Source organism: Cryobacterium sp. TMT1-2-2, from assembly GCF_004403505.1.
In the GTDB taxonomy this organism is placed as follows: Bacteria; Actinomycetota; Actinomycetes; order Actinomycetales; family Microbacteriaceae; genus Cryobacterium; species Cryobacterium flavum.
In genome coordinates this window covers 216,979-239,699 of record NZ_SOGS01000024.1, presented here as the reverse complement: position 1 = coordinate 239,699, position 22,721 = coordinate 216,979, and the positions used below count along the sequence as shown (strand labels likewise).

Below are 22,721 nucleotides of genomic sequence, written 5' to 3'. Positions count from 1 at the left end.
TTCATCATGGCAACAGAGATACCGAATGTCATCGTCGGCGTCGACACGCACTCCGATACTCACTACGTCGCCATGATCGACGAGCACGGCAAACACCTAGCTGCTGAAGAGTTCCTGGCCGTCGGATCTGGTTATCGGAAGATCCTCTCGTTCATCACCAACTTCGGTCTGGTCATCGGTGTGGGCGTCGAAGGGACCGGCAGTTATGGGGCTGAACTGAGTCGAGTGCTGAGGACAGCAGGACTCCCCGTCCACGAGGTCAACCGACCCAACCGTCAAGCGCGGCGCCTACGCGGAAAATCGGATCCTTTGGACGCCTACCAAGCAGCGGAATCAGTCCTAGCTGAATGAGGCACGTCGACGCCGAAAACCAAAGACGGCCCCGTCGAATGCCTCCGCGTCCTCCGCGCCGCTCGCACCTCCGCGATGAAGGCCCGCACCATCGCCATCAACCAGATCAAGGGAATCCTCGTCTCCGCTCCCGAGCAAGTGCGCAGCAGGTTTCGCGCCCTGACGAGTTCCCAACTCATCCCGGCGTTGGAGCGCTCCCGTCCAATGGGAAACCTCACCGACCCTGACACCGCAACGGCCCTCACTTTAAAGAAACTCGCCGCCCGATACCAATTTCTCGAGCGGGAGATTCTGGACACCGATAAAGCGCTGGCAGAGATCCTCCGGAACTGCGCGCCGCTGTTGCGGGACGTCCCCGGCGTTGGCATCGAAGTAGCGAGCCAACTCCTCGTCACCGTCGGCGACAACCCCGAACGCATCGCCACTGGAACGCAGTTCGCGGCCCTTGTCGGCGTCGCCCCCATTCCAGCGTCATCCGGCAAGACGAGCCGGCACAGGCTCAGCCGCGGCGGCGACAGAGCCGCCAACGCGGCAATCCACCACGTCGTCGTGTCACGCCTTGCGACCGACTCACGGACGAGCGAATATGCGGCCCGACGAACGGCTCAAGGCAAGACCAAGAAAGAAATCATGCGCTGCCTCAAACGATACGTTTCCCAGGAGCTCTACCGCCAACTCACCAACCCGCAAGCGGCGCCCGAAGTCACCGACCTACGCCCCGCGCGCCAAGCACTCCACATCACCCTCCGCGAGGCTGCAGGACACTTCCACACCTGGCCTGGCACCCTGTCCCGAATCGAACGAGGACTCAGCCGAGACGACAACCTCGCCGGTCAACTCCGAGATTGGCTCCACGAGCAAAGAGAAGCCCAAAATATCAATTGACAACTATAGGAGCATCACGTAAGGCCCTCGCACTCGCACTCGCACTCGCACTCGCACTTCTACTCTCTCGGTGGCGCAGTTGTGGCTCAATATTCTTCGTGTCAGTACCGGTCTTGAGAGGGTTCCTCTTCCGATATGCTGACGAGTGCGATGCGACATTTTATTATGATTAGTCAGGAATCCGATCGTGGAAAACGACCCGTTGCAGGGGGTCAGCGAATCGGCTAGTGGCGCCCAACGTTCGTGGAACGGCGCGTACTCAGTTATCGAACAACGAAGCGCCGATCTGTTAGGTACGTTCATTGCAGTGTCAATCTGTATTTGGCATCCACTGACCGCATTTGCGAAAAACACATCATTTCCTACGGAGATGGCGTCTAAACAGGACGACCGCGGCTCTCAAATTGTCTGAGTGAGAGCTACTGTCACTTTTCTTGAATTGTTGGAGAGTAGAAGGAGTAGAAATGACCGTTGCGGCCTTAGTCGTCTCACATAATCGAGTTGAACTCCTGCGCCGCTGCCTCAGTGCGATCTTGGTTCAATCGCCCGCCCCTGATGAGGTCATTCTGGTCGACAACGTTTCCACAGACGGTTCTGTGGATATGGTCCGGAATGAGTTCCCAATGGTGACGGTCATTGAAAGCCTTGCAAATCTCGGCGGGGCTGGAGGTTTTGCCTTAGGTATTGATATTGCCATCCAGCGCGGCCACAGTGCGGTCTGGATGATGGATGACGACGCTGAACCCACCGCTGATTCTCTCCGTCCCCTCGTTGATATAATGACCTTTGATCCAAGCCGGCCGCCGGGCTTTGTCGCTTCCACAGTTGTGGATGCGAATATGAAACTACTTGGGCATAATCCGCCCGAGATCGTAGACGGCTTCTTAGCGCTGCCAAATGATGCTAACGCATATCAGGCTCCTTACGCTTCATTTGTAGGAGTCCTCGTCAATCTTGACAGTGCCAAGCAAACATTTTTACCAATGACCGACTTTTTCATTTGGTATGACGATTTGGAGTACACATCTCGTCTTAGTGAGATTGCGGGGGGCATTGTATGTCGAACGAGTTTGGTGATGCATCCCAATACTCCGCCTCGGCAGGATTCTGGGTCTCGCCTCATACCGCTTGTTCGCAATCGGCTCTGGACAATTCGAGATCCACTGCTTGCTTCAGTATGGGCAAAGAAGAGGGCGCTACGGCAGCTTTTGAAGCGAATTGTATTGGAAGGGTGCTATTCGAGAAATAAGTTTCAATATATCGGATACCTACGTCTCGCGCTTTGGCAGGGCTTGTTTTCACTCCCGTCCAAGCCGGTGATTGGTGAGATGGTAGCGGCATGGGAGCACCGAATTTCAGCGCAAAGTCTCGAAATCTAAAGCGACCGAATTTTTGATCCCGACTTTGAGTCCGCTGGTTTCGAACGGCTTAGTTAGTCGAAATGGGATAGTAAATTTCGACTTGAAGTTGAAAGCGTAGCCGGGTGATTTATTTGGGATATGCGTTTCGTTGCGACCAGGCTAAGAAACCCTGGGCTAATTCGGTCACCGCGATCGAGTCCCTAGGTATCCACCCCGCGCCGCCGATTCGCGCTTACGGAGCGCGGTCGCGGATAAGTTAGTTTAGGAGGCTAAAGCCAGCGAGCGTTTTGACTGAAAAAATTTGATATAGATGAAGTATTGCTGATCGGAATAACAGTAAGTAGCGATCAATGATCGCCGAGTTTCACTGGCTGTTTTCCTGAAAATCCCACCGCAATCCATTGGAAGAGAAGCAGCTAGACGAGGCTTCAGCAGCGGCGTGTGTACCTAGAGAATTTATTGTAGTTTATGCGTCTTCCGCGCCTCGTGCCGCCACCGTCGTCGATGACTGTCTATTGTTAGATGGACCGGGCAAGCGGACAAACTCCAACAGTCACTTCAGTCGAGTTGATGCGGCTAAAACATTCTTCAAATTGAGGGTGTAAGCAACGTGGTAGGTATGGAAAACGTTCGTTCATGCCTCGTTTTTGTGAAAGCTGACTCCGTCAGTGTCAAGAGTGAACAGCGAGCCGTCAGTGTGCGGCGGTGAATAATCAGTCAGGGGCGGAAACAGGATGCTAGCAATCAACGGGAAGTGGCTCGGCCACTCACTTACAGGTACCGAGCGATATGCAACTGAAGTCACAAAGCGCATTGTCGCAGAGATGGGTTGCGAAGTCACAGTATTCGTGCCTAAGTCGGCGTCGGTCCCCTCATGGCTTGACTCGGCAAGAGTCATTAGGTCAAGATTTGACGGCATCGTATTTGAACAGTTCGCGCTCCCGCTCCTGTCTTTGAGATACCACTTGATAAATATAGGTGGCCCAGCTCCAGTGTTGAAGATGAGACAGACTGTTACGCTATTTGACGCGAGTGTATTTCGATTTCCAGAGACCTTTACGCGCTCGTTTGTGTTCTTTTATCAATTGATGTACAAACTAGTTGCGCATCGTGCAATAAATCTCGTGACTATATCCGATTTCAGCGCAAATGAAATTTCAGATGTAACGAAGATTGATGGCCGCCGTTTCACGGTGGCGCCATGTGGTAGCAACCATTTCTCTGGCCTTACTGCAGTAAAGCCAAATTTCGATGTTCCGGAATTTTTCGTTGTCTGCGTCGGAACACTGGCGGTACGCAAGAACTTGGTCCCTGTTGTGTCTGCACTCGTAATGGCCGACATCCCCACTGTTGTCGTGGGCGTTGCTGGCATTTCCAGTGTCTTTCGCAGCGGTCAAGTAGGCCTGGTTATGGACGAGTTGCTAACCGTTCCAGGGCGACTGCGGGACGAGGAAATTGCATGGCTATACGATCGCGCGTTAGCGCTTGTGTTTCCATCTGTTTATGAAGGATTCGGTCTTCCCATCATTGAAGCACAAATTCGTGGCTGCCCCGTTGTTTGTTCGAGTAGACCCGCTATGCGCGAAGTTGGTCGCCAAAGTGTCGAATACTTCAATCCAGAGTCACCTGGCGATGCAGTTGACTTGGTGCTTGAGCTCCAGGCGAACGCCGTGCATCGCGAGGAATTTATTCGGGCCGGAAAAGAGAATGCGGCTCGCTTCGACTGGGATCAAACTGCATCCGACATATTACGCCTTGCCCAAGCGAATCGACCGGTCAACGGCGATCGACGCGCCCGACGCTGATGGAATCGACCAAATTGGTTCGCGAATGAATCCTCCAGAAACTATCGCAGTAACTCTAAATTGGCGCGATTTAGATCGCACGAGAAAGTGCCTGCGCAGCCTTCTCTCGGAACGGGGAGTTAGTCGGGTGATCGTATCCGACAACGAATCTGACGGTGCGTTGCGTGCTGCTTTGGTGCAGGAGACGCAGTTAGGGGAAATTGTAATCCTTGAAAATTCCAAGAACCTTGGATTTGCACGTGGGATCAATCCCGCCATCCGCGCGGCACTCGCGGGGGACGCCAAATACATCTTCATTATTAACAACGATGCTGTCGTTGAGAAAGGAGCCGTGGCTTCCCTAGTGGAGCTCATGGAACGAGACGAGAATCTAGGTTTGTGCGCTCCATTAATCATAAACACCGACAAATCGGTACAGTCTCGGGGCTCGAAGTTAGTGCCAATCTTGGCCGGTGTGCGTCCAATGCGGGAAGGTGGCCGGGACCCAGATTACGTGACGTGGGCGGCTGTCTTGGTCCGCACCGAAACATTCGTGGATATTGGTCTCCTCGACGAACGCTTCTTCATGTACTGGGAGGATGTTGAGTTTTGCCTTCGCGCATCTGGCGCGGGTTGGGGCCTTGCTGTGTGTGAAGACGCCGTTGTCGTTCACGAACTCTCGGCATCTGGTCGCTCAATTGGGTCAAAGGTGCGAACGTACTACGTCGCCAGTCTCGTACAATTTGTCTCAATGAGAAGTCGTGTCTGGCGGATTGGTCTCCTTGTCAGAATCGGTAAGCTTCTTTTTGCCCGCATTTTGCAGCTGGACCCCCGCGGAGTTCTTGCAGTGCTTTCTGGGATCAAAACTGGCAGGAGGTTGTCGCGATCGCCTGGGCAGGGACGGCCCTTCGCTCGACCATGATTCTAATTTACTAGTAGGGGAGTTCTTGGCGGGCCGGAGCAACGGCGAGTCATCATGTGTTCGGCGCTCAGACGCATGTGCCAGCACAAACGACTCTTCACCTTGTGGGATGCGTCCGTGCTATTTGACGGGCGGTGCGCATCTGCGGACACAGTCCTGCATGCTCTTAGCGCTCATGTACTAGTGTCGAATTTGGGGGATAGAAGTGAAACTACCCCTGCGTCATGGCCTGTAAGGGATGTGGCGGTAGTTGTGACTTTCTTCACTCTCCGTCGTGCAAAGAATGGAACTTGCTATGCCCCGTGCACTGATTACTGGAATCACCGGACAAGATGGTCTGTACCTGTCGGAACTTCTGCTCAGTAAAGGCTACGAGGTTTTCGGCCTGATTCGGGGGCAGAACAATCCCAAACTCGACCTAGTTCGCCAGACAGTGCCCGAGGTAAAGCTGATCAATGGTGATTTGACCGATGTCTCGAGCCTAACTCGTGTGCTCAATATTGCCCAGCCGGACGAGGTGTACAATCTTGGGGCTATATCTTTCGTGGCCTACTCTTGGGAAAACTCGTCAATGACATCGGATGTTACGGGAAAAGGAGTACTCAATATACTTGAAGCCACTCGCCTTTACGCCGGTAGTGACATTTCCAGGGTGCGTTTCTATCAAGCTTCTTCATCGGAGATGTTTGGAAAAGTCCAAGAAGTGCCGCAGCATGAGACCACGCTCCTATGGCCACGCTCTCCTTATGGGGTAGCAAAAGTTTTTGGGCATTACATGACCATAAATTATCGCGAGTCGTATGGCATGCACGCCAGCAGCGGTATCCTCTTCAACCACGAGTCTCCTCGCCGGGGGCCTGAATTCGTCACCCGCAAGGTCTCCCAGGCGGTGAGTCGCATCAAGCTTGGCCTGCAATCTGAATTGACGTTGGGTAATCTCGACGCAAAGCGCGATTGGGGTTTTGCAGGCGACTACGTCGACGCAATGTGGCGAATGTTACAACAACCGGTGGCCGATGACTATGTCATCTCAACTGGCGAGACACATTCCATCCGTGACCTCTTAGACGTTGCATTTACAGCAGTTGGTATTGATGACTGGAGTCCTTACGTGCGGCAGGATCCTAGATTCATGCGGCCGGCGGAGGTCGATTTACTCATAGGTGATCCGAAAAAGGCCCGCGATGTCCTCGGATGGACCCCAACTGTTTCCTTCAAGACCCTAGTGCAGATGATGGTCGGGAATGATCTGGCCGAACAGTCTGCGCTGGTGCATTAGCGAATGACGAGGCCTCGGGCTCTAGTTACGGGAGTCACAGGTCAGGACGGGAGCTATCTTTCCGAGAGCCTTCAGGCCGTTGGCTGGGATGTCCATGCGCTAGTGAGAGCGGAGGACTTGAGAAATCCGCATCCGAGCCTGCTGTCGGTTAGCAGTCATTCGGGAGACCTAGCCGACTCCGTGTTCTTGGAACGACTCATAAATGAGACGGAACCGAATGTCATCTTCAATCTTGGCGGCATCAGCTCTGTGGCGTACTCCTGGGACCATCCAGTCGCGACTGGGCAGATTAGTGGGCTCGCAGTCGTAGCGCTTCTCGAAGCCGGTTGGAGATGTCAGGAACGCATCGGACGCGAGGTTCGCTTCGTGCAGGCTTCCAGTTCTGAAATTTTTGGAGACGCCAGAGAATCGCCCCAATCGGAACAAACACCAATTTCTCCAATTTCTCCATATGGCCTAGCGAAGACCTACGCACATCAAGCGGTAGCCATTTACCGAGCCAAAGGTATGCATGCGTCCTCGGGAATTCTGTATAACCACGAATCGCCGCGGCGCCCTTCAGCATTCGTGACCCGTAAGATCACCATGGCGGCGGCCGCGATTGCCAGTGGCTCAACCGACAAGTTATTGTTGGGAAGCCTTGATCTCAAGCGGGACTGGGGATGGGCACCGGATTACGTTGATGCTCTGGTGCGGATGAGCAATGCTGTCGTTCCTGATGACTATGTCATCGCTACCGGCGAGTCGCACTCTGTTCGCGAATTTGTGGCAGCAGCATTCAGCGCAGTCGGGATTGATGACTGGGAACGCGTTGTAGGAATTGATCAACGTTTTGTACGTCCGGCCGATCCGCAGGACATGCGCGGCAATTCGTCAAAAATTCGATCGGCACTTGGGTGGAGCCCAACCGTAAGTTTCGAACAAGTCGTTTCGCGGATGGTCCGACACGACGTGGAATTATTGAACGGTTGTCGTCGGGTTCGCTAAGCAATGTCATTGATTTAAGGCCAAACATCCAGGATGCGTATTTGAACAAAAGTTTCAAACAATCTCTGCCTAGAAATTCCAGCGGAGGCGCTATCGTTTCAAGGTTCTGCGTTTTTGTCGCTTTACGAATCGAGCGAATCAGGACGACAACTTAGCTCGCAAAGCTCTGGGCGGCCGTCGTGCGGGCAGACTGCGATTCCGACGACGCACCCGTTTCGTCTCGCACCCAATTTGTGAGAGCTTCGGTGAATACTGGTGTGTCGAATTCAAAGGCCCTTCGCTTGCAGTCTGCGACTTGCACATCTTGACTGAGCAGAAAAGCTTCTCGGACGCCTGAACTGTTCTTAAAATCATTGACGAGAGCTCCGGTGCGTCCATGCAGTACAGTCTCAGCAGCTCCGCCCGTGTCGAGTGCGATTACCGGCGTGCCTGTCGCCATTGCCTCGACGGGCACGATGCCGAAATCTTCGACCGGTGGAAAGATGAAAACTAGGGCTCGTCGGAACAGTTCGCGCAAGAGCGCCAGGGATGGCTGGATTACGAAAGTCACATCGCCACCTTGGTCGAGGGCGTACCTTCGCAAGAGCTGCTCTTGTGGACCGGAGCCGGCAATCACGACGGGCTGGTTGAGCGCTATGCCGGCGTCGATTACGTTCTCAAGTCGCTTGTAGGGAATGAAGCGAGAAGCACCGAGGACGAATTCCTTTGGTACGCCTTTGTCTAAATATTCGTTTTCCGCGTCTGTCAGTCCGTCAGCGGAATCATCGGCGAAAAGTTTCACATCAACGGGCGGATAGATTACCCGGGAGTCTTGGTGCCACGACGTCGCAATACGTGCACGAACGAAGTTGCTGATAGCGGCAATGGACTGGGCCTCTGCAGCGCGTTTACGATCCAAGTTTCGAAATATCGGAGAAACAGCCTTCACCAAGGGATTCGCTCCGCGCGCGTCAAGTTCTGGGTTCCAGATGTATCTCGCAGGAGTGTACGCGTACACAAGTTTCGGCGCTTCTCTTGCGCCACCGCTAAAGCGAGCATGGTGAGCAAAGAGGTGCGACGAGCAGAGAATCCAATCAGCCTCAGCAGGTCCCATGTTTCGCCATGTTATTGGCATGAGAGGAAGAGCTAGGTCTTTCCTATGTCGGAGCGCGGTTCGCGCCAGCCAGGTTTCTTGCACTCGGTGCGGCTCGAAGCGCAAGGGTGCATCGTCCCACAGGGCGTGAATCGGTGCGTCGGGGAATGCCTTGGCGATTTCTTCCATTACCTTTTCTGCACCACCGTGGGTTTCCAGCCACTCGTGGACTATTACGCCAGCCACGATAACCGGCCCGTTTCTCTGAAGCGTGAATAACGTGTCATTACGATTTCCCCCGTTGTGCTTTGGATTGCGGCCGAGCCTCTGTCTCGCAAGCCCAATCCGAGAACGCGATATGTGCAAATAAATCGTTGAGTAAGCAGATCCACTATCCGTGCTTACTCAGTGATGCTGGGGCAATTGAACCCTCGACCTTGAGCCCTTTGATTCTACCGCCCATTGTGGGCATTGTTACGAGCAAAGGGGCCTCCCTTAGGGGTGGCCTTCGCGTCCTATCGTCAGTACGAGCTAGAACGCGCCGTCTCGGGCAAGCACGGCCTTGGTTGTGCGCCAGAGGATAACGAAGTCGCCCACGAGGGACCAGTTCTCGACGTAGTAGAGGTCGAGGCGCACGGTTTCGTCCCAGGTGAGGTTCGAGCGTCCGCTGACCTGCCAGAGTCCGGTGACGCCGGGCTTCACGAGAAAGCGCCGGTGCACGTGCAGCTCGTACTCGCTGACCTCGGTCTCGAGTGGCGGGCGGGGGCCGACGAGCGACATGGATCCAGCAAGCACGTTGAACAGCTGCGGCAGCTCGTCGAGGCTGTACCGGCGCAGAAACCGGCCGGCGCGGGTGACGCGCGGGTCGTTCTGCAGCTTGAACATCACCGTGTTGCCGACCACACGCGGAGTGTCTTGCAGTGCGGCCAGGCGAGCTTCGGCATCCGCTACCATCGACCGAAACTTGAGCATCTTGAAGAGGTGACCGTTGTGGCCCACGCGGTTCTGGATGAACAACACCGGACCGGGGCCGCTGAAGCGCACGGCGAGGGCGATGGCCGCGAGGGCGGGGGAGAGCACGATGATGAGCAGGGTGGAGACGACGATGTCGAAGGCGCGCTTGGTGAAGAGGGTGTGGCCTTCGTAGCGGGGGGTTTCCACGTGAATGAGCGGCAGACCGGCGACGGGCCGGGTGTGAATGCGGGGGCCGCCCACGTCAATGAGGCGCGGCACCATGATGAGGTGGTGACGGCCGGGCTCGAGGCTCCAGCTGAGTTCGCGCATCCGCGTGGGGGAGATGTCGTCACTGCTGGTGATGATGACCGTGTCGGCGTCGAAGGAGTCGAGGGCGGTGTGCACGTCGTCGATGTCGCCGACGATAGGAACGGTGCCGCCGGGCAGGTAGGTGGCGCTAGGGCCGGAGGTGACGCAAGCGCCCACGACGAGGTAGCCGGCGCCAAGGCGGGTTCGTAGCTCGTCGGCGATGCGGGCGGACGATTCCTGGGTGCCGATCAGAATGACGCGGGAGGTGAATTGCCCGCGGGAGCGCTGCGCGACGAGCCACTGGCGCCACATCCAGCGCGAGAAGATGAGCACAACGATACCGAGCGGGAAAGCCAGAAGAATGTAGCCGCGGGCGACATCGATCTTGAAGAGGTAAGCGATGATAGCGAGCAGGCCAAACAGTCTTATCGAGGCGCCGGCGATGAGCTTGTACTCGTCGAAGCCGGTGCCGAGCACGCGATCGTTGCGCGTGCCGTAGAGGCTGAGCGCGGCCATCCAGGCGGCGATGAGAATGACCGACACTGAGGTGTAGGACATAGCGAGGTCGGCGGAGCGCACGGCCAGGTTGGCCCGGTCGAAACCGAACCAGGCGATCTGAACGCCAAAGACCACCCAGAGAAGCACGAGAAAGTCGCTGAGGGTAAGGCGGGCCGAGTAAACGGCGTGCCAGTCGCGGGATGGTTTGGTGAGGGTACGAGTGCGCGTTGTGTTCGACACGTGCGGTCCCCTCCCCCGAGTGTGCGGAGATATTGCCGCTGTAATAGTTTACATAAGTGGGTTTTCCCCATTGAGGGGGTACTGGTTGGTTTTTTGGCTCAATTATTCTGTGCCGTGATGGGCGGCATAGAGACCCGGGCTCAAGGCTGGGGTGCCTTCCGACGTTGACCCAAACGATTTATACTCCCGGCATGAAACGACTGCGTCTTTGGCAGTGGATCGCAATTGCCGCTACGACACTCATCCTCCTTGTTGGTGCCTTTGGTGTTGGTTTTCACCTTCAGGCATCCAGCCGTGCGGGAGTCTCCTCGGCCTCCAAGTCGACTGCCCGGCCGGAAAACGTAAAAGTGGCAACGCCCGCTCCGATCAATACCGTGACCCCTCCGGTAGCTCGGCAATCCCCGAGACCGATCGCTACTCAGGCCCCAGCGCCGTTAGCTCCGGTCGAGCCGCCGGCAGCGGCCCCACAGCCGACTGCGGCTAGCCCGGTATGCCCCAGCGGCAGCCTTGACACCGTTGTGGTGGTCGATGATTTTTCTCCCTGGCTTGATGTCGACGGGAATGTGGAGTCGTATTCCGCGATCGTGTCGGGATTCGTGCGCAACAACACGACCGACGTTGTGCAGATTGCCTGGCCGGTTGGCGTGTGGGGATCTGATGCTTCGGGACAGTTGCTCGTGCCGGTACCAACTGACTGGACGAGTGGAAACCCAAGCGCTTTGGGGGTGCAAGCCACCGCAGGGTTTTCGGGGCGTGTCGACGACATAGACCCGGCGACGGCCGAAACTGTCACGAGGTGGCAATCAAACTCTGCAACACACCTGCTCGTCACTTGGCTCGATGCTGTGCCCATTGGGTGCTCACAGCGTGTGGTGGCCCAGGACAAAACTCAGTAGTCACGAATTCAGTATCGGGCTTGCCCGACGAAATGAGCGGATGCCCGGCCCGAGCCAGCCGAATCTCAGAGCGGACGGCGTACTCAGCGCAGGGCCATCACGGTGGAGAGGGAGCGAGCGGCCTCCTCGAGCTGCGGGACGTGCTGCACCAGCTGGTCGATGCTGGCGCGAAAGGCCGGCGCTGCGGTGGCCACCGCAGCCACGACCTTCTGGTTTACGAAGATGGGCACGCTGATGGCGCGAATGCCCGCTTCGTGCTCCTCGTCGGCCACGGCGTAGCCGCGGGTGCGCACCGCGTCGATCTCGGTGCGAAAGGCGTCACGGTCGGTGATGGTGTTCGCGGTGAACTGGTCGAGGTCGAGCGTGTCGATCAGGTGCTCGCGCACGTCGTCGTGCGAGAAGGCGATGAGCACCTTGCCGACGGCGGCGCAGTGCAGCGGACCGTGTGTGCCCGGCTCACCGACAACGCGCACCTGTTGCGGCCCTTGAACCGTGTGCACGTAGAGCTGGCGGTCGCCGTCGAGCACGGCCAGCAGGGTCGCCTCGTGGGTCGCTGCTGAGATGCCCTCCAGAATCGGCCGGGTCATTCCCGCGAAACCGTAGGCCACGGACACCGTCTGGGCCAGCTGAAAGATGCGCAAGCCCACGGTGTACTGCCGGGTCGTCGGATTGAACTTGGCGTACCCCTCGCGCACCAGGGTTCCGAGCAGCCGGTGGGCGGTACTCAGCGGAAACCCCGACTCCCGAGCCAGGGCGGAGGCGACCGCTCCGTGGGGATGATCGCCGAGCAGCGTCAGCAGCGACAGCGCTTTGCCCACCATGTCGCGATTGGGCGCCGATGCGGGGGTGTCTGGCATTGTCGTGCGCCTTTCGATGGCAGGTGGTGCGCCCGAGCCTAGCGGCGTTTTCCTGATTGCTGAGAACGGCCGGACGGATGCTATATTCTCACATAGTAAGAAGTGCTCCCGCCATTTGGGAGTATTCCGGGTAGATACCAATGAAGTTAACTCTGGAGCTGTTGCATATGCGTCGGTTGAATTGCAAACTCGTCCTCATTCCCGCGTTGGCGGTCGCGCTCCTGCTCTCGGGGTGCACGTCGCCCGAGAACAGTGCGGGCGGCACCGCCGCCGGCGCCAGCCAACTCGACAAGGTGATCAAGAGCGGCACCGTACGAGTGGCCGTGCTGCCGGACTATCCGCCGTGGAGCGTGCAGACTCCCGACGGCGACTTCGAGGGCTACGACATCGACATCGCCGAGAAGCTCGCCGAAGCCCTCGGCGTCGAGCTCGAACTGGTCAGCACCGACGGCACGAGCCGCCTGCCCCTGCTCAAGTCTGACCGGGTCGACGTGAATATCTCCGAGTGGACGGCCACCGACGAACGAGCCAAAGAAGCGGGCTTCACCATTCCCTACGTCGCCCACGGCGCCGGCGTCATGTTCAACACCGCCAACCCCATCGCGAGCTATGACGACCTGGCGGGCAAAACCGTCTCGGTTGCCCGCGGCAGCACGAACGACTCGATCATGACCAAGAATTTTCCCGACACCAAGGTCGAGCGGTTTGAGACCATCGCCGACGCCATGGCGGCACTGCAGGCCGGAAAGGTCGACGCCCTCGTCGAAGGAAGTTCCACCGTGGCGCAGATGGCCGCCGACGACGCAAACTACGCGGTCGTTGACGAGCCCGTGCTCTTTCCGTCACTCGTCTCCATGGGCGCTTTGAAGGAAGACCAGGTCTGGATCAACTACCTGAACAACTTCATTCGCAACCTCAACGCCTCGGGCATCAACCAGGAGCTGTTCCAGAAGTGGGGCAACGCTGACCTGCCCGACATCGTCGGCTAACTCCCTCGGCTCGTCGGCCGCACGAATCGGCCGACGAGCGTTCACCCCAGTGACGTGGTGCTCAAGAAAGGCCATGCATGACCCTCTACTTCGGCGATATTCTTCCGTATCTGCCCGTGATGCTCAAAGCCCTCTGGGTGAGCATCTACGTCACCCTGATCAGCTTCGCCGCTGGCGGTGTGCTGGGCATCTTCATCTACCTCGCGAAGGCCAGTCGGTACAAGGCCTTGCAGCTGATCAGCAACGGCTACATCGAGGTGATCCGCAACACCCCGCTGCTGGTGCAGCTCTACCTCATCTACTTTGGCCTGGGCTCTATCGGCATCAACTTCAACCCGTTGTGGTCGGTGCTGATCGGCATGACCCTGAACAACTCCGCCTACACCGCCGAGATCTTTCGGGCCGGCATCAGCGCCGTTCCGAAGGGCCTGCGCGAAGCCGGTACTGCCCTCGGCATGCCGTTCCACAAAACGTTTCGCTACGTCATTCTCAAGCCGGGCATTCGCAACGTGTTGCCGGCCCTGACCAACCAGTTCATCGTGCTGTTTCTGTTCTCGTCGATCGGCTCGGTCATCGCCCTCGATGAACTCACCTCGACGCTGCAGAACCTCAACTCGCAAACACTGCGCACCCTCGAGATCTTCACCGTCGGTGCCCTGCTCTACTTCCTGACGTCGGCGGCCATCGCGTTCTCGTCCAAAATCACCGAGAGGCTGGCATTCAGATGGTAGGGCTGATGGACTTCGCTCAATATCTACCGCCCCTGCTGCGCGGCGCCGGGCTCACCCTCGTCATCTGCGTCGCCGCCGGAGTGCTCGGCAGCCTGATCGGCATTGTGCTCGGCACCGCCAAGGCATCGCCGAGCTGGATCGCCCGCATAATCGCGAGTATCTACATCAACTTCATTCGCGGCGTGCCCATTCTGATCATTCTGCTGTTCACCTACTTTGCGCTGCCGCTCATGCTGCCCGCCCTCACCTTCTCGCGCGGATTCACCGCGGTGGTCGGCCTCTCGGTCTATGCCGGGGCCTACATGGCCGAGATCGTGCGCGGCGGAATCCAGGCGGTACCCAAGGGACAGTCCGAAGCCGCGGAAGCGCTCGGCATGCACTACTTCACCCGGCTGCGCTACGTGATCTTTCCGCAGGCCATGAAAATTGCGGTGCCGCCGGGTATCGGTTTTCTTATTGCGCTGGTGAAGGCATCCTCTTTGGTATCGGTGATCGGCTTCGTCGATCTCACCCGGGCCGGGCGCATCGTCACCACGCTCAACCAGGAACCGCTGCTGACCTTTCTCATCGTTGGCGCGCTGTATTTCGTGATCTCGTATCCTATTTCGCTGCTCGGCACCTGGTACGAACGCAGGCTCGCATGACCTCTCTTACCCGTCTTACCGTCGAACGGAGCAACGCATGATCATCACGGTCGAAGGCCTGCACAAAAGCTTTGGCAAACTCGAGGTACTCAAGGGCATCGATTGCGCGGTCGCCGAGGGCGAGGTGCTGTGCGTCATCGGCCCCTCGGGGTCGGGCAAGAGCACCTTTCTGCGCTGCCTCAACTTTCTCGAGTCGTTCACCGACGGCCAGGTGACCATCGGCGGTCACGACCTCACCGGCCCCAAGACCAACCTCAACGCCGTTCGCCGCGACGTGGGCATGGTCTTTCAATCCTTCAACGTGTTTCCGCACATGAAGGTCATCGACAACATCATGCTGGCCCCCATGAAGGTCGGCAAGGTCAGCCGCGCCACCGCGCATGCACGCGGAATGGCCCTGCTCGAAAAAGTCGGTCTCACCAGCAAAGCGGATGTCTACCCCAGCACCCTTTCCGGTGGCCAGATGCAGCGGGTCGCCATCGCCCGTGCGCTCGCCATGGAACCCACCGTCATGCTGTTTGACGAACCGACCTCGGCCCTCGACCCGGAGACCGTGGGAGATGTGCTCGACGTCATGAAGAAACTCGCCGAGGAGGGCATGACCATGGTCGTGGTGACCCACGAGATGGGCTTTGCCCGTGAGGTCGCCGACCGCGTGCTGTTCATGGACGCCGGAGTGATCGTGGAGGAGGGCACCCCGGCCCAGATCTTCGAATCGCCCCAGCACGTACGCACCCAGACCTTCCTCAGTAAGTTGCTCTGATGAGCGCTTCGCGGCTGCGCGTGGTGATGGCCACGCCCCTCGACCAGCAGCTGTGCGACCACATTGTCGCGCTCGAACCTCGCATCGACTTGGTGTGGGAGCCGAGCCTGCTGCCCACCCGGCGGTTCGCCACCGACTATCGCGGTGATCCGGCCTTCGCACGCACGCCGGCCGAGCAGCAGCAGTACGAGGCCCTGATCGATTCGGCCGACGTGCTCTACGGCATTCCCGACCTCAACCCGGCAGCATTGCAGCGCACGGTTCTGGCCAACCCGCGCTTGCGCTGGGTGCAGACCATGGCGGCTGGCGGGGGAGGGCAGGTGAAGGAGGCCGGGCTCAGCCTTGCCGACCTCAACCGCGTGATGTTCACCACCTCGGCCGGAGTGCACGGCCGCCCGCTTGCCGAATTCGCCCTGTTCGGGCTGCTCGCCGGCGCCAAGATGTTGCCCGAGCTTCTGGCCCAGCAGAGGGATCACCTCTGGCCGGAACGCCTGCAGATGCGACACCTCGCCGACCAGACCATTCTCGTGCTGGGCACCGGCGGTATCGGCCGTGAGGTCATTTGCCTGCTCGGCGCGTTCGGTTGCCACGTGATCGCCACCAGTCGGCATGCGACGACGGTCGCCGGGGCCGACGAGGTCGTGCACCCCGACAATCTGGCTGCGGCGTTGGGCCGCGTTGACGGTATCGTCGTGACCTTGCCGGGAACGGATGCCACGGCCGGGCTGATCGGTGAAGGAGTCTTCTCGGCGCTCAAACCCGGTGGGACCCTGGTCAACGTGGGGCGGGGAACCGTCGTCGACGAGCCCGCGCTCATCACCGCGCTGCAGAACGGGCAGCTCGGGTATGCCGCCCTCGACGTGGTCGCCCACGAGCCTCTGGCCGCGCAGAGCGCGCTGTGGGATCTGCCGAACGTGTTGATCAGCCCGCACTCCGCAGCGCTCGCCGCCAACGAGCCTCGGCTCATCGCCGAGCTGTTCGCCGCCAACGCGACCAACCTGCTCGACGGGCATCCGCTTTTCAACCGGGTCGACACCGTTGAGTTCTACTAGCCCCGCGCCCGGTGTGGCCGAGCGTCTGGCTCGCATCGCGACTCCGGCTGGACCGCGCACGGTGGTGTGGCGTGGGGATCGGTGGTGCGGCATCCGTTCTCTGTTTACTCCCGAGGTGCAGCTGACCGGCGACACGTTTGCGGCCGATGCGCCGCTCCTGGCCCCCTGCGAGCCCCGCGTGATTCTCGGCATGGCCCACAACGGCCCCGGCGACAGACGGATGCCCCCGCAAGCGTTCCTGAAATCGGCCCGCACCGCCGTCGGGCCGCGTGCCGCCATCGTGCTCGATGCGCGTACGGGTGCGGTCAATGTCGAGGGTGAACTCGCCGTCGTGCTGCGGCGCACCGCACGGTGTTTGCGGCCCGACCAGGTGCCCGGCGCCATTCTCGGGTACACGATCGGCAATGACGTGACCGCTATCGGCCAGGTGGCCTTCGACGAGAAAATGACGCAGGTCAAGAACGGAGACGGATTCACCCCGCTCGGCCCGTACATCACCACACAGCTGGACTGGCGCGACGTTTCGATTGAGGTCGAGGTGAACGGTGTTCTTCGGGCGCACGGATCCACGGCCGATCTGGCCTACGACGTGATCGAGCAGCTCGTCTATCTCAGCTCGATCATGACGCTGGGCGCGGGGGATGTCGTGCTCATGGGCGCGCCGGGTACCTACGCGAGCGTCGAGCCCGGTGACGACGTGGCCATCACCCTCGCCGGCCTCGGAACGCTGCGCAACCCCGTGGCGGCCCTTTTCCCCCAACTAGTGCAGGAGCTCGCATGACACGCACCGTGTTGAACGCCGAGCAGGTTGACCTCGTTGTCGACGCCGGCGTCTCGTTTGTGGTCAGCCCCGGCGGCCGGCGGCAGCTGGATGGACACCAAGGCACCGATCACGGGTGAGCGGTTCGACGAGATCGCCCGGCTGGCGCGCGAAGCGAGCGCTCTCGTGCGTGTGGCGTCGCGATGATCCGACCGGACCTGCCCCTGCGCAGGACTGCCGATTCGATGTGGTGTCGCTCAGCGAGGGCGTGCTGCGGCTAGATCAGGGGGAGGGCCGCATTCGCACCGCACGCAAATTCACCGAGCGCGGTTTCGGTTTGCGCGGTGCCATGGGCGTCTCCGATCGCGGCCACGGAGCCCTCGTGCAGCGCTAGCCCCTTCGGTGTCCATGGATTGTCTGCAGTAGAAGGACGTCACTAGGTTGGCATCTTCTGGATCGGATAGTACTGCTAGGCCGGCAGCTGAGCGTCGTTAATAGCGAGCCGGGGTGAGAGGTAGGCACTGAGATCGGCTTTGCCCCGACCCGCCTCATCGAATGCCTTAGCGAAGCGTTGAAACGCGCGCTTGAGGTGTTCGTGCATTGCGTTCTCCGCCTGAGCCGGCTCACAATCACGAATGGCTGCCCAGACTTGCCGATGCTCCTCAATCGTGATTTTCCCACTCATATCGGCCGGGTACAGGCGAAAGATATGAAGGTGGCAATGGGTCTGTTCGTAGGCATAGCGAACCACGTCGTTTCCCGAGGCAGCCAGAATGTGCTCATGAAACCTTGAGTCATGGGTCACTAGGTGCTGACGAATATCATCTTGCCCCTCGGCCTGCTTCGTGAAGGTCTGCAACTCGGCGTTCAGGTGGTGAGCGGGATTTCCCAGACGATTCGCTGCCGCCGTGCGGGCCGCCCACGGTTCAACGAGAAGCCGAAACTCAAACAGCTCACGCAGCCCTGCCAGATCAAGAAGTGGAGTTGTGCTGTATCCGCGGTTCGAGGCGGTGACCAGCAGGTTGTCGCCTTGCAGGCGACGCAGTGCCTCGCGTACGGGTGTCGGCGAGACTCCAAACTTACGGGAAATGGCGTCGATGTTGACCCGAGTCCCTGGGGGAATGATGTTGTCCAGAATTTGCGTACGGAGCAGGTCGTAGACGCCGCTCGTCGTTAGTCGCACGGGTATCGAATCGGGCTTATCGCCCTGATGGTGAGTCATGTTCCGTCTTCCTTCATTACTTCCGCCTGGGGATAGTCTTCCAAATTTTCGATGATCCAACGTCCCTTGCGGTCATCAACGTATATATATAGTATTTCACTTAATCGTATTTTTCCAATGAGGGGATAGAGATGGAATCGGCAAGATACGGCGTCAAAGATCTGACTGAATTTGCCAAGCGAGCACTCCACCGGGTGAGCGTCCCGGCGCCAGACGCCGAGGTAACCGCTCTGTCCCTGGTCGGCGCTGACCAGCAGGGAACGGCCTCGCACGGCCTTTTGCGGTTGCCGCTGTACGTGTCAGCGATTGAGAGCGGCGGAATCAACAGCCTGCCGCACATGAAGTGGATGACCGACACTGGTTCCAGCGCCCTGCTAGATGCCGACGGCGCCTTAGGCCAGGTCGCTATGGCACGTGCCGTTCACTACGCAATGACCCACACGGCCGGTCGTGGCGTCTGCGCTGTGGCCGTACAGAACAGCAGCCACTATGGAACAGGGGGCTTCTGGGTAGACCAACTTTCTGATGCTGGCTTCGTCGCTTTTCTCACCTCAACCACGGGGCCCACGGTCGCTCCTTTTGGTGGCGGCAAGAAACTGTTCGGCACGAACCCGTTGACCATCGGGGCCCCGAGTTCTGGGGCGCATTCCCTCACGGCGGACATGGCCACAAGCACCGGGGCCTACGGAAAGGTCATCGCGGCGAGGAACGAAGGAACGAAGCTTCCGGACGGATGGGCCATGGATTCCTCCGGGCACCCCACGACTGATCCCGAGGAAGCGATGGCGGGAGCCTTGACACCGTTTGGCGGTCACAAAGGATCGGCCGTGTCGGCGTTGCTCGAGGCGATTGCAGCATCCCTCGGGACAGCATCGTTCGCCCATGAAACTCAAGACATTTGGAACAATCCGGCCTCCCGTATGAACACGGGCCATCTTCTAATCACGATCGACAGCAACGCCTTTATGGGCCGTGCGCACACGGAAGCGCGCGTTGAAAAACTTCAGGAGCGAATCCGGTCGTCCGGCCGCGCGGATCACGAAGTTCTTGCGCCTGGCGATCCCGAGCAGTCTCGGGCTCGATCCAACCAACAGACGATTCCTCTGAGCGGATCCACTGCACGGCTTCTCGATCAGCTCGCGCAACACCTGAACATTGCGCCAGTGCCGCGCTGGTCTGGTCCCCACTAACTCAACCTCAACAGGGTTTTAGCTCGACTCATCAATTAGTTCAAAGGAGAACACAAATGTCGAATAGCCTTCAGCGCAGTGGCGCACGTGCAGTGAAGAAGAACCTGATCAGGTACCTGCACCTCCCGCTGGCGGCTGTCGCTGCACTTTCGCTCGCCGGTTGCGGACTCTCAGGGTCGGTCGCGGCGGGTGATGCGTCCGATAGCGGCGACAGCAAGGTCCTCAGGCTGGCTCACGTCTACGAGGCCAGTCATCCCATGGAGACCTGTGGCGTAACCGCACTTAACCGGGAACTCGAAGATAGCGGTATCAGCATAGAGAGTTTTCCCAGTGGTCAGCTCGGTTCTGAAGCAGAATCCCTGGAGCAGGTCGCCCTCGGCGGCCTTGACCTGGCAATCGCCGGCCCATCATTCCTCGGGGTCTGGCATGACGAGGCTGCTGTCCTCGACGCCGCGTACCTGTTTGACAGTGTCGATCATTTCGCCGAAACCATTGCCGGGCCGACCATGGCGAAAATCTACGATGAAATGAGCGAGGAGACCGGTATCAAGGTGTTGTCCGGTTGGTATTACGGCACCAGGCAGGTGACGTCCAATAAGGAAATCAACGGTCCCGACGATATGAGCGGCGTAAAAATCCGAACGCCCGATGCTCCCCTCTATTTGACGAACACCAAGGTCATGGGTGGAACGGCAACGCCCATGGCCTTGGGTGAGGTCTATCTGGCGCTTCAACAGGGCGTGATCGATGCCCAGGAGAACCCCATTCCGACAATATCGACGGCCAAGTTCAACGAGGTTCAGGACTTCATCAACATCACCGGTCACATGATTCAGGGCGTCAACATCGTGACGAACACGGCGCTCTTCGAGGACCTCAGCTCTGAGCAACAGTCTGCACTGGAAGACGCCATGGCCATCGCCGCGACTGAAGTGCGCGAGTGCGTCGAAACGCAGGAGCAAGATATCCTCGCCGACTGGAAAGCGGACGGCAGCATCACTGTCAATGAGGATGTCGACCGTGACGCCTTCGCGAAGCGGGCCAGAGAGATGCTTCCCAACGCGGTCACCTGGGGCGACCTGTACAAAGACATCCAGGACGACAAATGACGATGGTTCATCCGGACGAGCCTGACTATCTGGAGTCACGTTTTGCGGGGATACGAGCCGTGGTCACAGTTGAACGACTGTTGGCTGCTGGGCTCCTCGTGCTCATCTTGATGCTCATTCTGACCCAAGTAATCAGCCGTTTCGTTTTTTCCTCTCCCTTCACGTGGACGGAAGAGCTTGCGAGATTCGCGCTGGTATGGCTCACCTTTATTTCGGCAGGATTCGTCATGGCCAGGCGACTGCACGTCACGGTTGATTTGATCGCAGCGAAGCTGTCGGGGATCGCCGCGAAGGCCGTCAATGCATTTTCGATCGGGGTCGTGCTCCTGGTGTCGGCTTCGATGGCCATCGCGGGAACTCAGTTCGCATTGTCAGCCGCCAAATTGAACGCGCCGGCCACCCAGATTCCGATGAGCGTCGTCTATGCCTCTGCGGTTGTCGGCTTTGGACTGATCTTTCTCCACGGTGTTCTCAACAGTTACGTGGATATTTGGCACCCCGATCAAGTACCTGTAACTGTGGCAAACCTCGAAGACATCACCGCAACGGAAACCCCCGAAAGGCCACACTCGTGATCCTCCTGTTCATGCTCGGAGGACTTCTGGTCCTGCTCGCCCTGCGAGTGCCGGTTGCAATCTCACTTCTGGTGCCATCGCTCGTTTATGTAATCCTCGACCCAACCGCTTCGTTGGGCATCGCCGTTCAGAGAACGGTTTCCGGAGTCAACAGTTTCGCGATTCTCGCGGTGCCGTTGTTCATCCTGCTCGGAAACCTGGCGAATATTTCCGGATTGTCGGATCGGCTCTACACCACGGCCATCGCCTTTCTTGGGCACATCCGCGGAAGCTTAGGGTACGTGAATATCGCTACGAGCTTCGGGTTCTCATGGATGAGCGGTGCGGCGATCGCCGATGCCGCAGCCATGGGCAAGATTCAAGTTCCGGCGATGAAGAAGCGGGGTTATAGCGAGGAATTTAGCCTTGGGATCACGGGCGCTTCGTCAATGATTGCGCCGATGATCCCGCCGAGCATCCCGGCTATCATTTACGCGGTTACGGCCGGCGTCTCCGTCGGGGCGTTATTCATGGCGGGGATCCTCCCGGCGTTGGTGCTGATCGTCTGCCTGTGCGCAATGGTGTGGTGGCTCATGCGCAAGCAGAGACACCTTGTGCTGCCCAGAACCGGTTGGGCAGCGCGCGGCCGTTCCTTGCTCGGCTCACTTCCGGCCCTCGGAGCAGCCGTGATCATCCTCGGCGGAATTCTTAGCGGCATCTTCACCCCTACGGAGGCCGCCGGTGTCGGAGTGCTGTACATCTTCGTTATAGCGCTGATCTACGGGTCCCTGACCTGGCGAAAGATATATCGGATCCTGCTGGGATCCGTGGAGACGACGGGCTCAGTTTTGCTCATTGTTGCCGCGGCCGCGCTGTTCGGTTGGGTTCTTGCCCGAGAGCAAGCGCCACAGCTTGCGGCGGAATTCATTCTGAATTTCACATCAAGCCCGATCGTCTTTCTCATTCTCGTCAACGTGTTGTTGCTGATCATTGGCGCGGTGCTCGAACCCACAGCTGCAATCCTCATCCTGGTCCCCGTCTTGGGCCCCGTTGCCGAGACCTTCGGCATCAGCCCTGTTCATTTCGGAGTTGTAGTGATCTTCAATCTTCTGATCGGGCTCCTTACACCGCCGGTCGGGCTGGTCCTCTTCGTCTTGTCCAGTGTGACCAATGTGCCGGTCACTCGAGTTATTAAGGGAGTGGTGCCGTTCTTCATCCCGATGTTGGCAACTCTCGTCATCATCACTTTTGTACCCGCGCTCAGTATGTGGCTACCGGCCGTGCTGGGCTTCACCTAAATCAGATTGAGAGT

General features: G+C 58.7%; 24 protein-coding genes. 20 read left to right on the top strand and 4 right to left on the bottom strand.

Going from position 1 to position 22,721, the window contains the following annotated elements; genetic code table 11:
- From E3T35_RS19920 to E3T35_RS15040, 7 genes are all read left to right on the top strand, one after another.
- The coding region (locus E3T35_RS19920; protein ID WP_241988876.1) for a transposase at window positions 1-351 on the top strand (351 nt) is incomplete at its 5' end.
- 75 nt (window positions 352-426) lie between these two features.
- Window positions 427-1,236 (top strand): transposase, encoded by an 810-nt coding sequence (locus tag E3T35_RS19915; protein WP_241988875.1) that lies wholly within the window; start codon window positions 427-429, stop codon window positions 1,234-1,236.
- 464 nt (window positions 1,237-1,700) lie between these two features.
- Window positions 1,701-2,615: a glycosyltransferase gene (locus E3T35_RS15060; RefSeq protein WP_134379882.1), complete on the top strand. Its 915-nt coding sequence runs from the start codon at window positions 1,701-1,703 to the stop codon at window positions 2,613-2,615.
- 983 nt (window positions 2,616-3,598) lie between these two features.
- Window positions 3,599-4,402: a glycosyltransferase family 1 protein gene (locus E3T35_RS15055; protein WP_166789983.1), complete on the top strand. Its 804-nt coding sequence runs from the start codon at window positions 3,599-3,601 to the stop codon at window positions 4,400-4,402.
- Window positions 4,305-5,303, top strand: a complete 999-nt coding sequence (locus E3T35_RS15050) for a glycosyltransferase family 2 protein (protein WP_370449343.1) — start codon at window positions 4,305-4,307, stop codon at window positions 5,301-5,303. The genes E3T35_RS15055 and E3T35_RS15050 overlap by 98 nt, the downstream gene beginning before the upstream one ends.
- A gap of 295 nt (window positions 5,304-5,598) precedes the next feature.
- On the top strand, window positions 5,599-6,582 hold the full coding sequence (locus E3T35_RS15045) for a GDP-mannose 4,6-dehydratase (protein WP_134346161.1): 984 nt from the start codon (window positions 5,599-5,601) through the stop codon (window positions 6,580-6,582).
- A 3-nt stretch (window positions 6,583-6,585) separates the two neighbouring features.
- Window positions 6,586-7,569 carry a GDP-mannose 4,6-dehydratase gene (locus E3T35_RS15040; protein ID WP_134346159.1) on the top strand — a complete coding sequence of 328 codons (984 nt, stop codon included), beginning with the start codon at window positions 6,586-6,588 and terminating at the stop codon, window positions 7,567-7,569.
- 151 nt (window positions 7,570-7,720) lie between these two features.
- Here E3T35_RS15040 and E3T35_RS15035 read toward each other — a convergent pair whose 3' ends face one another.
- Both E3T35_RS15035 and E3T35_RS15030 read right to left on the bottom strand, forming a co-directional pair.
- The gene (locus E3T35_RS15035; RefSeq protein WP_241987826.1) at window positions 7,721-8,830 is read right to left on the bottom strand and encodes a glycosyltransferase; all 1,110 of its coding nucleotides are present in this window, start codon (window positions 8,828-8,830) and stop codon (window positions 7,721-7,723) included.
- A 342-nt stretch (window positions 8,831-9,172) separates the two neighbouring features.
- Entirely contained in the window at window positions 9,173-10,642 is a 1,470-nt protein-coding gene (locus E3T35_RS15030) for a sugar transferase (RefSeq protein WP_241988874.1), read from the bottom strand.
- Between the two features lie 191 nt (window positions 10,643-10,833).
- On the opposite strand from E3T35_RS15030, the gene E3T35_RS15025 reads away from it, so the two are divergent.
- On the top strand, window positions 10,834-11,538 hold the full coding sequence (locus E3T35_RS15025; RefSeq protein WP_134379874.1) for a hypothetical protein: 705 nt from the start codon (window positions 10,834-10,836) through the stop codon (window positions 11,536-11,538).
- A gap of 83 nt (window positions 11,539-11,621) precedes the next feature.
- On the opposite strand, the gene E3T35_RS15020 is transcribed toward E3T35_RS15025, so the two are convergent.
- The gene (locus E3T35_RS15020) at window positions 11,622-12,395 is read right to left on the bottom strand and encodes an IclR family transcriptional regulator (RefSeq protein ID WP_198421038.1); all 774 of its coding nucleotides are present in this window, start codon (window positions 12,393-12,395) and stop codon (window positions 11,622-11,624) included.
- Window positions 12,396-12,535: 140 nt separating this feature from the next.
- Here E3T35_RS15020 and E3T35_RS15015 point away from each other — a divergent pair, with 140 nt between their 5' ends.
- The 8 genes from E3T35_RS15015 to E3T35_RS14985 all read left to right on the top strand — a co-directional run bounded on the left by E3T35_RS15015 (window position 12,536) and on the right by E3T35_RS14985 (window position 17,728).
- Complete coding sequence (locus tag E3T35_RS15015; protein WP_134379872.1) at window positions 12,536-13,384, top strand: transporter substrate-binding domain-containing protein; 849 nt, start codon at window positions 12,536-12,538, stop codon at window positions 13,382-13,384.
- 77 nt (window positions 13,385-13,461) lie between these two features.
- Complete coding sequence (locus E3T35_RS15010; protein ID WP_134379870.1) at window positions 13,462-14,115, top strand: amino acid ABC transporter permease; 654 nt, start codon at window positions 13,462-13,464, stop codon at window positions 14,113-14,115.
- 5 nt (window positions 14,116-14,120) lie between these two features.
- Window positions 14,121-14,759, top strand: coding sequence for an amino acid ABC transporter permease (locus tag E3T35_RS15005; protein ID WP_198417768.1), 639 nt, complete (start codon window positions 14,121-14,123; stop codon window positions 14,757-14,759).
- A gap of 37 nt (window positions 14,760-14,796) precedes the next feature.
- On the top strand, window positions 14,797-15,522 hold the full coding sequence (locus tag E3T35_RS15000) for an amino acid ABC transporter ATP-binding protein (protein WP_304997035.1): 726 nt from the start codon (window positions 14,797-14,799) through the stop codon (window positions 15,520-15,522).
- A complete protein-coding gene (locus E3T35_RS14995) occupies window positions 15,522-16,574 on the top strand; it encodes a D-2-hydroxyacid dehydrogenase (RefSeq protein WP_134379868.1) in 1,053 nt (350 codons plus the stop codon). Before E3T35_RS15000 ends, E3T35_RS14995 begins: the two co-directional genes overlap by 1 nt.
- Window positions 16,561-17,355: a fumarylacetoacetate hydrolase family protein gene (locus tag E3T35_RS14990; protein ID WP_198421037.1), complete on the top strand. Its 795-nt coding sequence runs from the start codon at window positions 16,561-16,563 to the stop codon at window positions 17,353-17,355. Before E3T35_RS14995 ends, E3T35_RS14990 begins: the two co-directional genes overlap by 14 nt.
- Window positions 17,352-17,474: a hypothetical protein gene (locus tag E3T35_RS20065; protein ID WP_255575308.1), complete on the top strand. Its 123-nt coding sequence runs from the start codon at window positions 17,352-17,354 to the stop codon at window positions 17,472-17,474. The genes E3T35_RS14990 and E3T35_RS20065 overlap by 4 nt, the downstream gene beginning before the upstream one ends.
- 110 nt (window positions 17,475-17,584) lie before the next feature.
- Window positions 17,585-17,728: a hypothetical protein gene (locus E3T35_RS14985; RefSeq protein WP_370449342.1), complete on the top strand. Its 144-nt coding sequence runs from the start codon at window positions 17,585-17,587 to the stop codon at window positions 17,726-17,728.
- Between the two features lie 75 nt (window positions 17,729-17,803).
- Here E3T35_RS14985 and E3T35_RS14980 read toward each other — a convergent pair whose 3' ends face one another.
- Window positions 17,804-18,556, bottom strand: a complete 753-nt coding sequence (locus E3T35_RS14980) for a GntR family transcriptional regulator (RefSeq protein ID WP_134346139.1) — start codon at window positions 18,554-18,556, stop codon at window positions 17,804-17,806.
- A gap of 131 nt (window positions 18,557-18,687) precedes the next feature.
- On the opposite strand from E3T35_RS14980, the gene E3T35_RS14975 reads away from it, so the two are divergent.
- The 4 genes from E3T35_RS14975 to E3T35_RS14960 are packed head-to-tail and all read left to right on the top strand — an operon-like array spanning window position 18,688 to window position 22,707.
- On the top strand, window positions 18,688-19,746 hold the full coding sequence (locus E3T35_RS14975) for an Ldh family oxidoreductase (RefSeq protein ID WP_134379866.1): 1,059 nt from the start codon (window positions 18,688-18,690) through the stop codon (window positions 19,744-19,746).
- Between the two features lie 56 nt (window positions 19,747-19,802).
- Entirely contained in the window at window positions 19,803-20,855 is a 1,053-nt protein-coding gene (locus E3T35_RS14970) for a sialic acid TRAP transporter substrate-binding protein SiaP (RefSeq protein ID WP_134346135.1), read from the top strand.
- Window positions 20,852-21,430, top strand: coding sequence for a TRAP transporter small permease (locus E3T35_RS14965; protein ID WP_134346133.1), 579 nt, complete (start codon window positions 20,852-20,854; stop codon window positions 21,428-21,430). The genes E3T35_RS14970 and E3T35_RS14965 overlap by 4 nt, the downstream gene beginning before the upstream one ends.
- Window positions 21,427-22,707: a TRAP transporter large permease gene (locus E3T35_RS14960; RefSeq protein ID WP_134346132.1), complete on the top strand. Its 1,281-nt coding sequence runs from the start codon at window positions 21,427-21,429 to the stop codon at window positions 22,705-22,707. The genes E3T35_RS14965 and E3T35_RS14960 overlap by 4 nt, the downstream gene beginning before the upstream one ends.
- The last annotated feature ends 14 nt before the right edge of the window (window positions 22,708-22,721 follow it).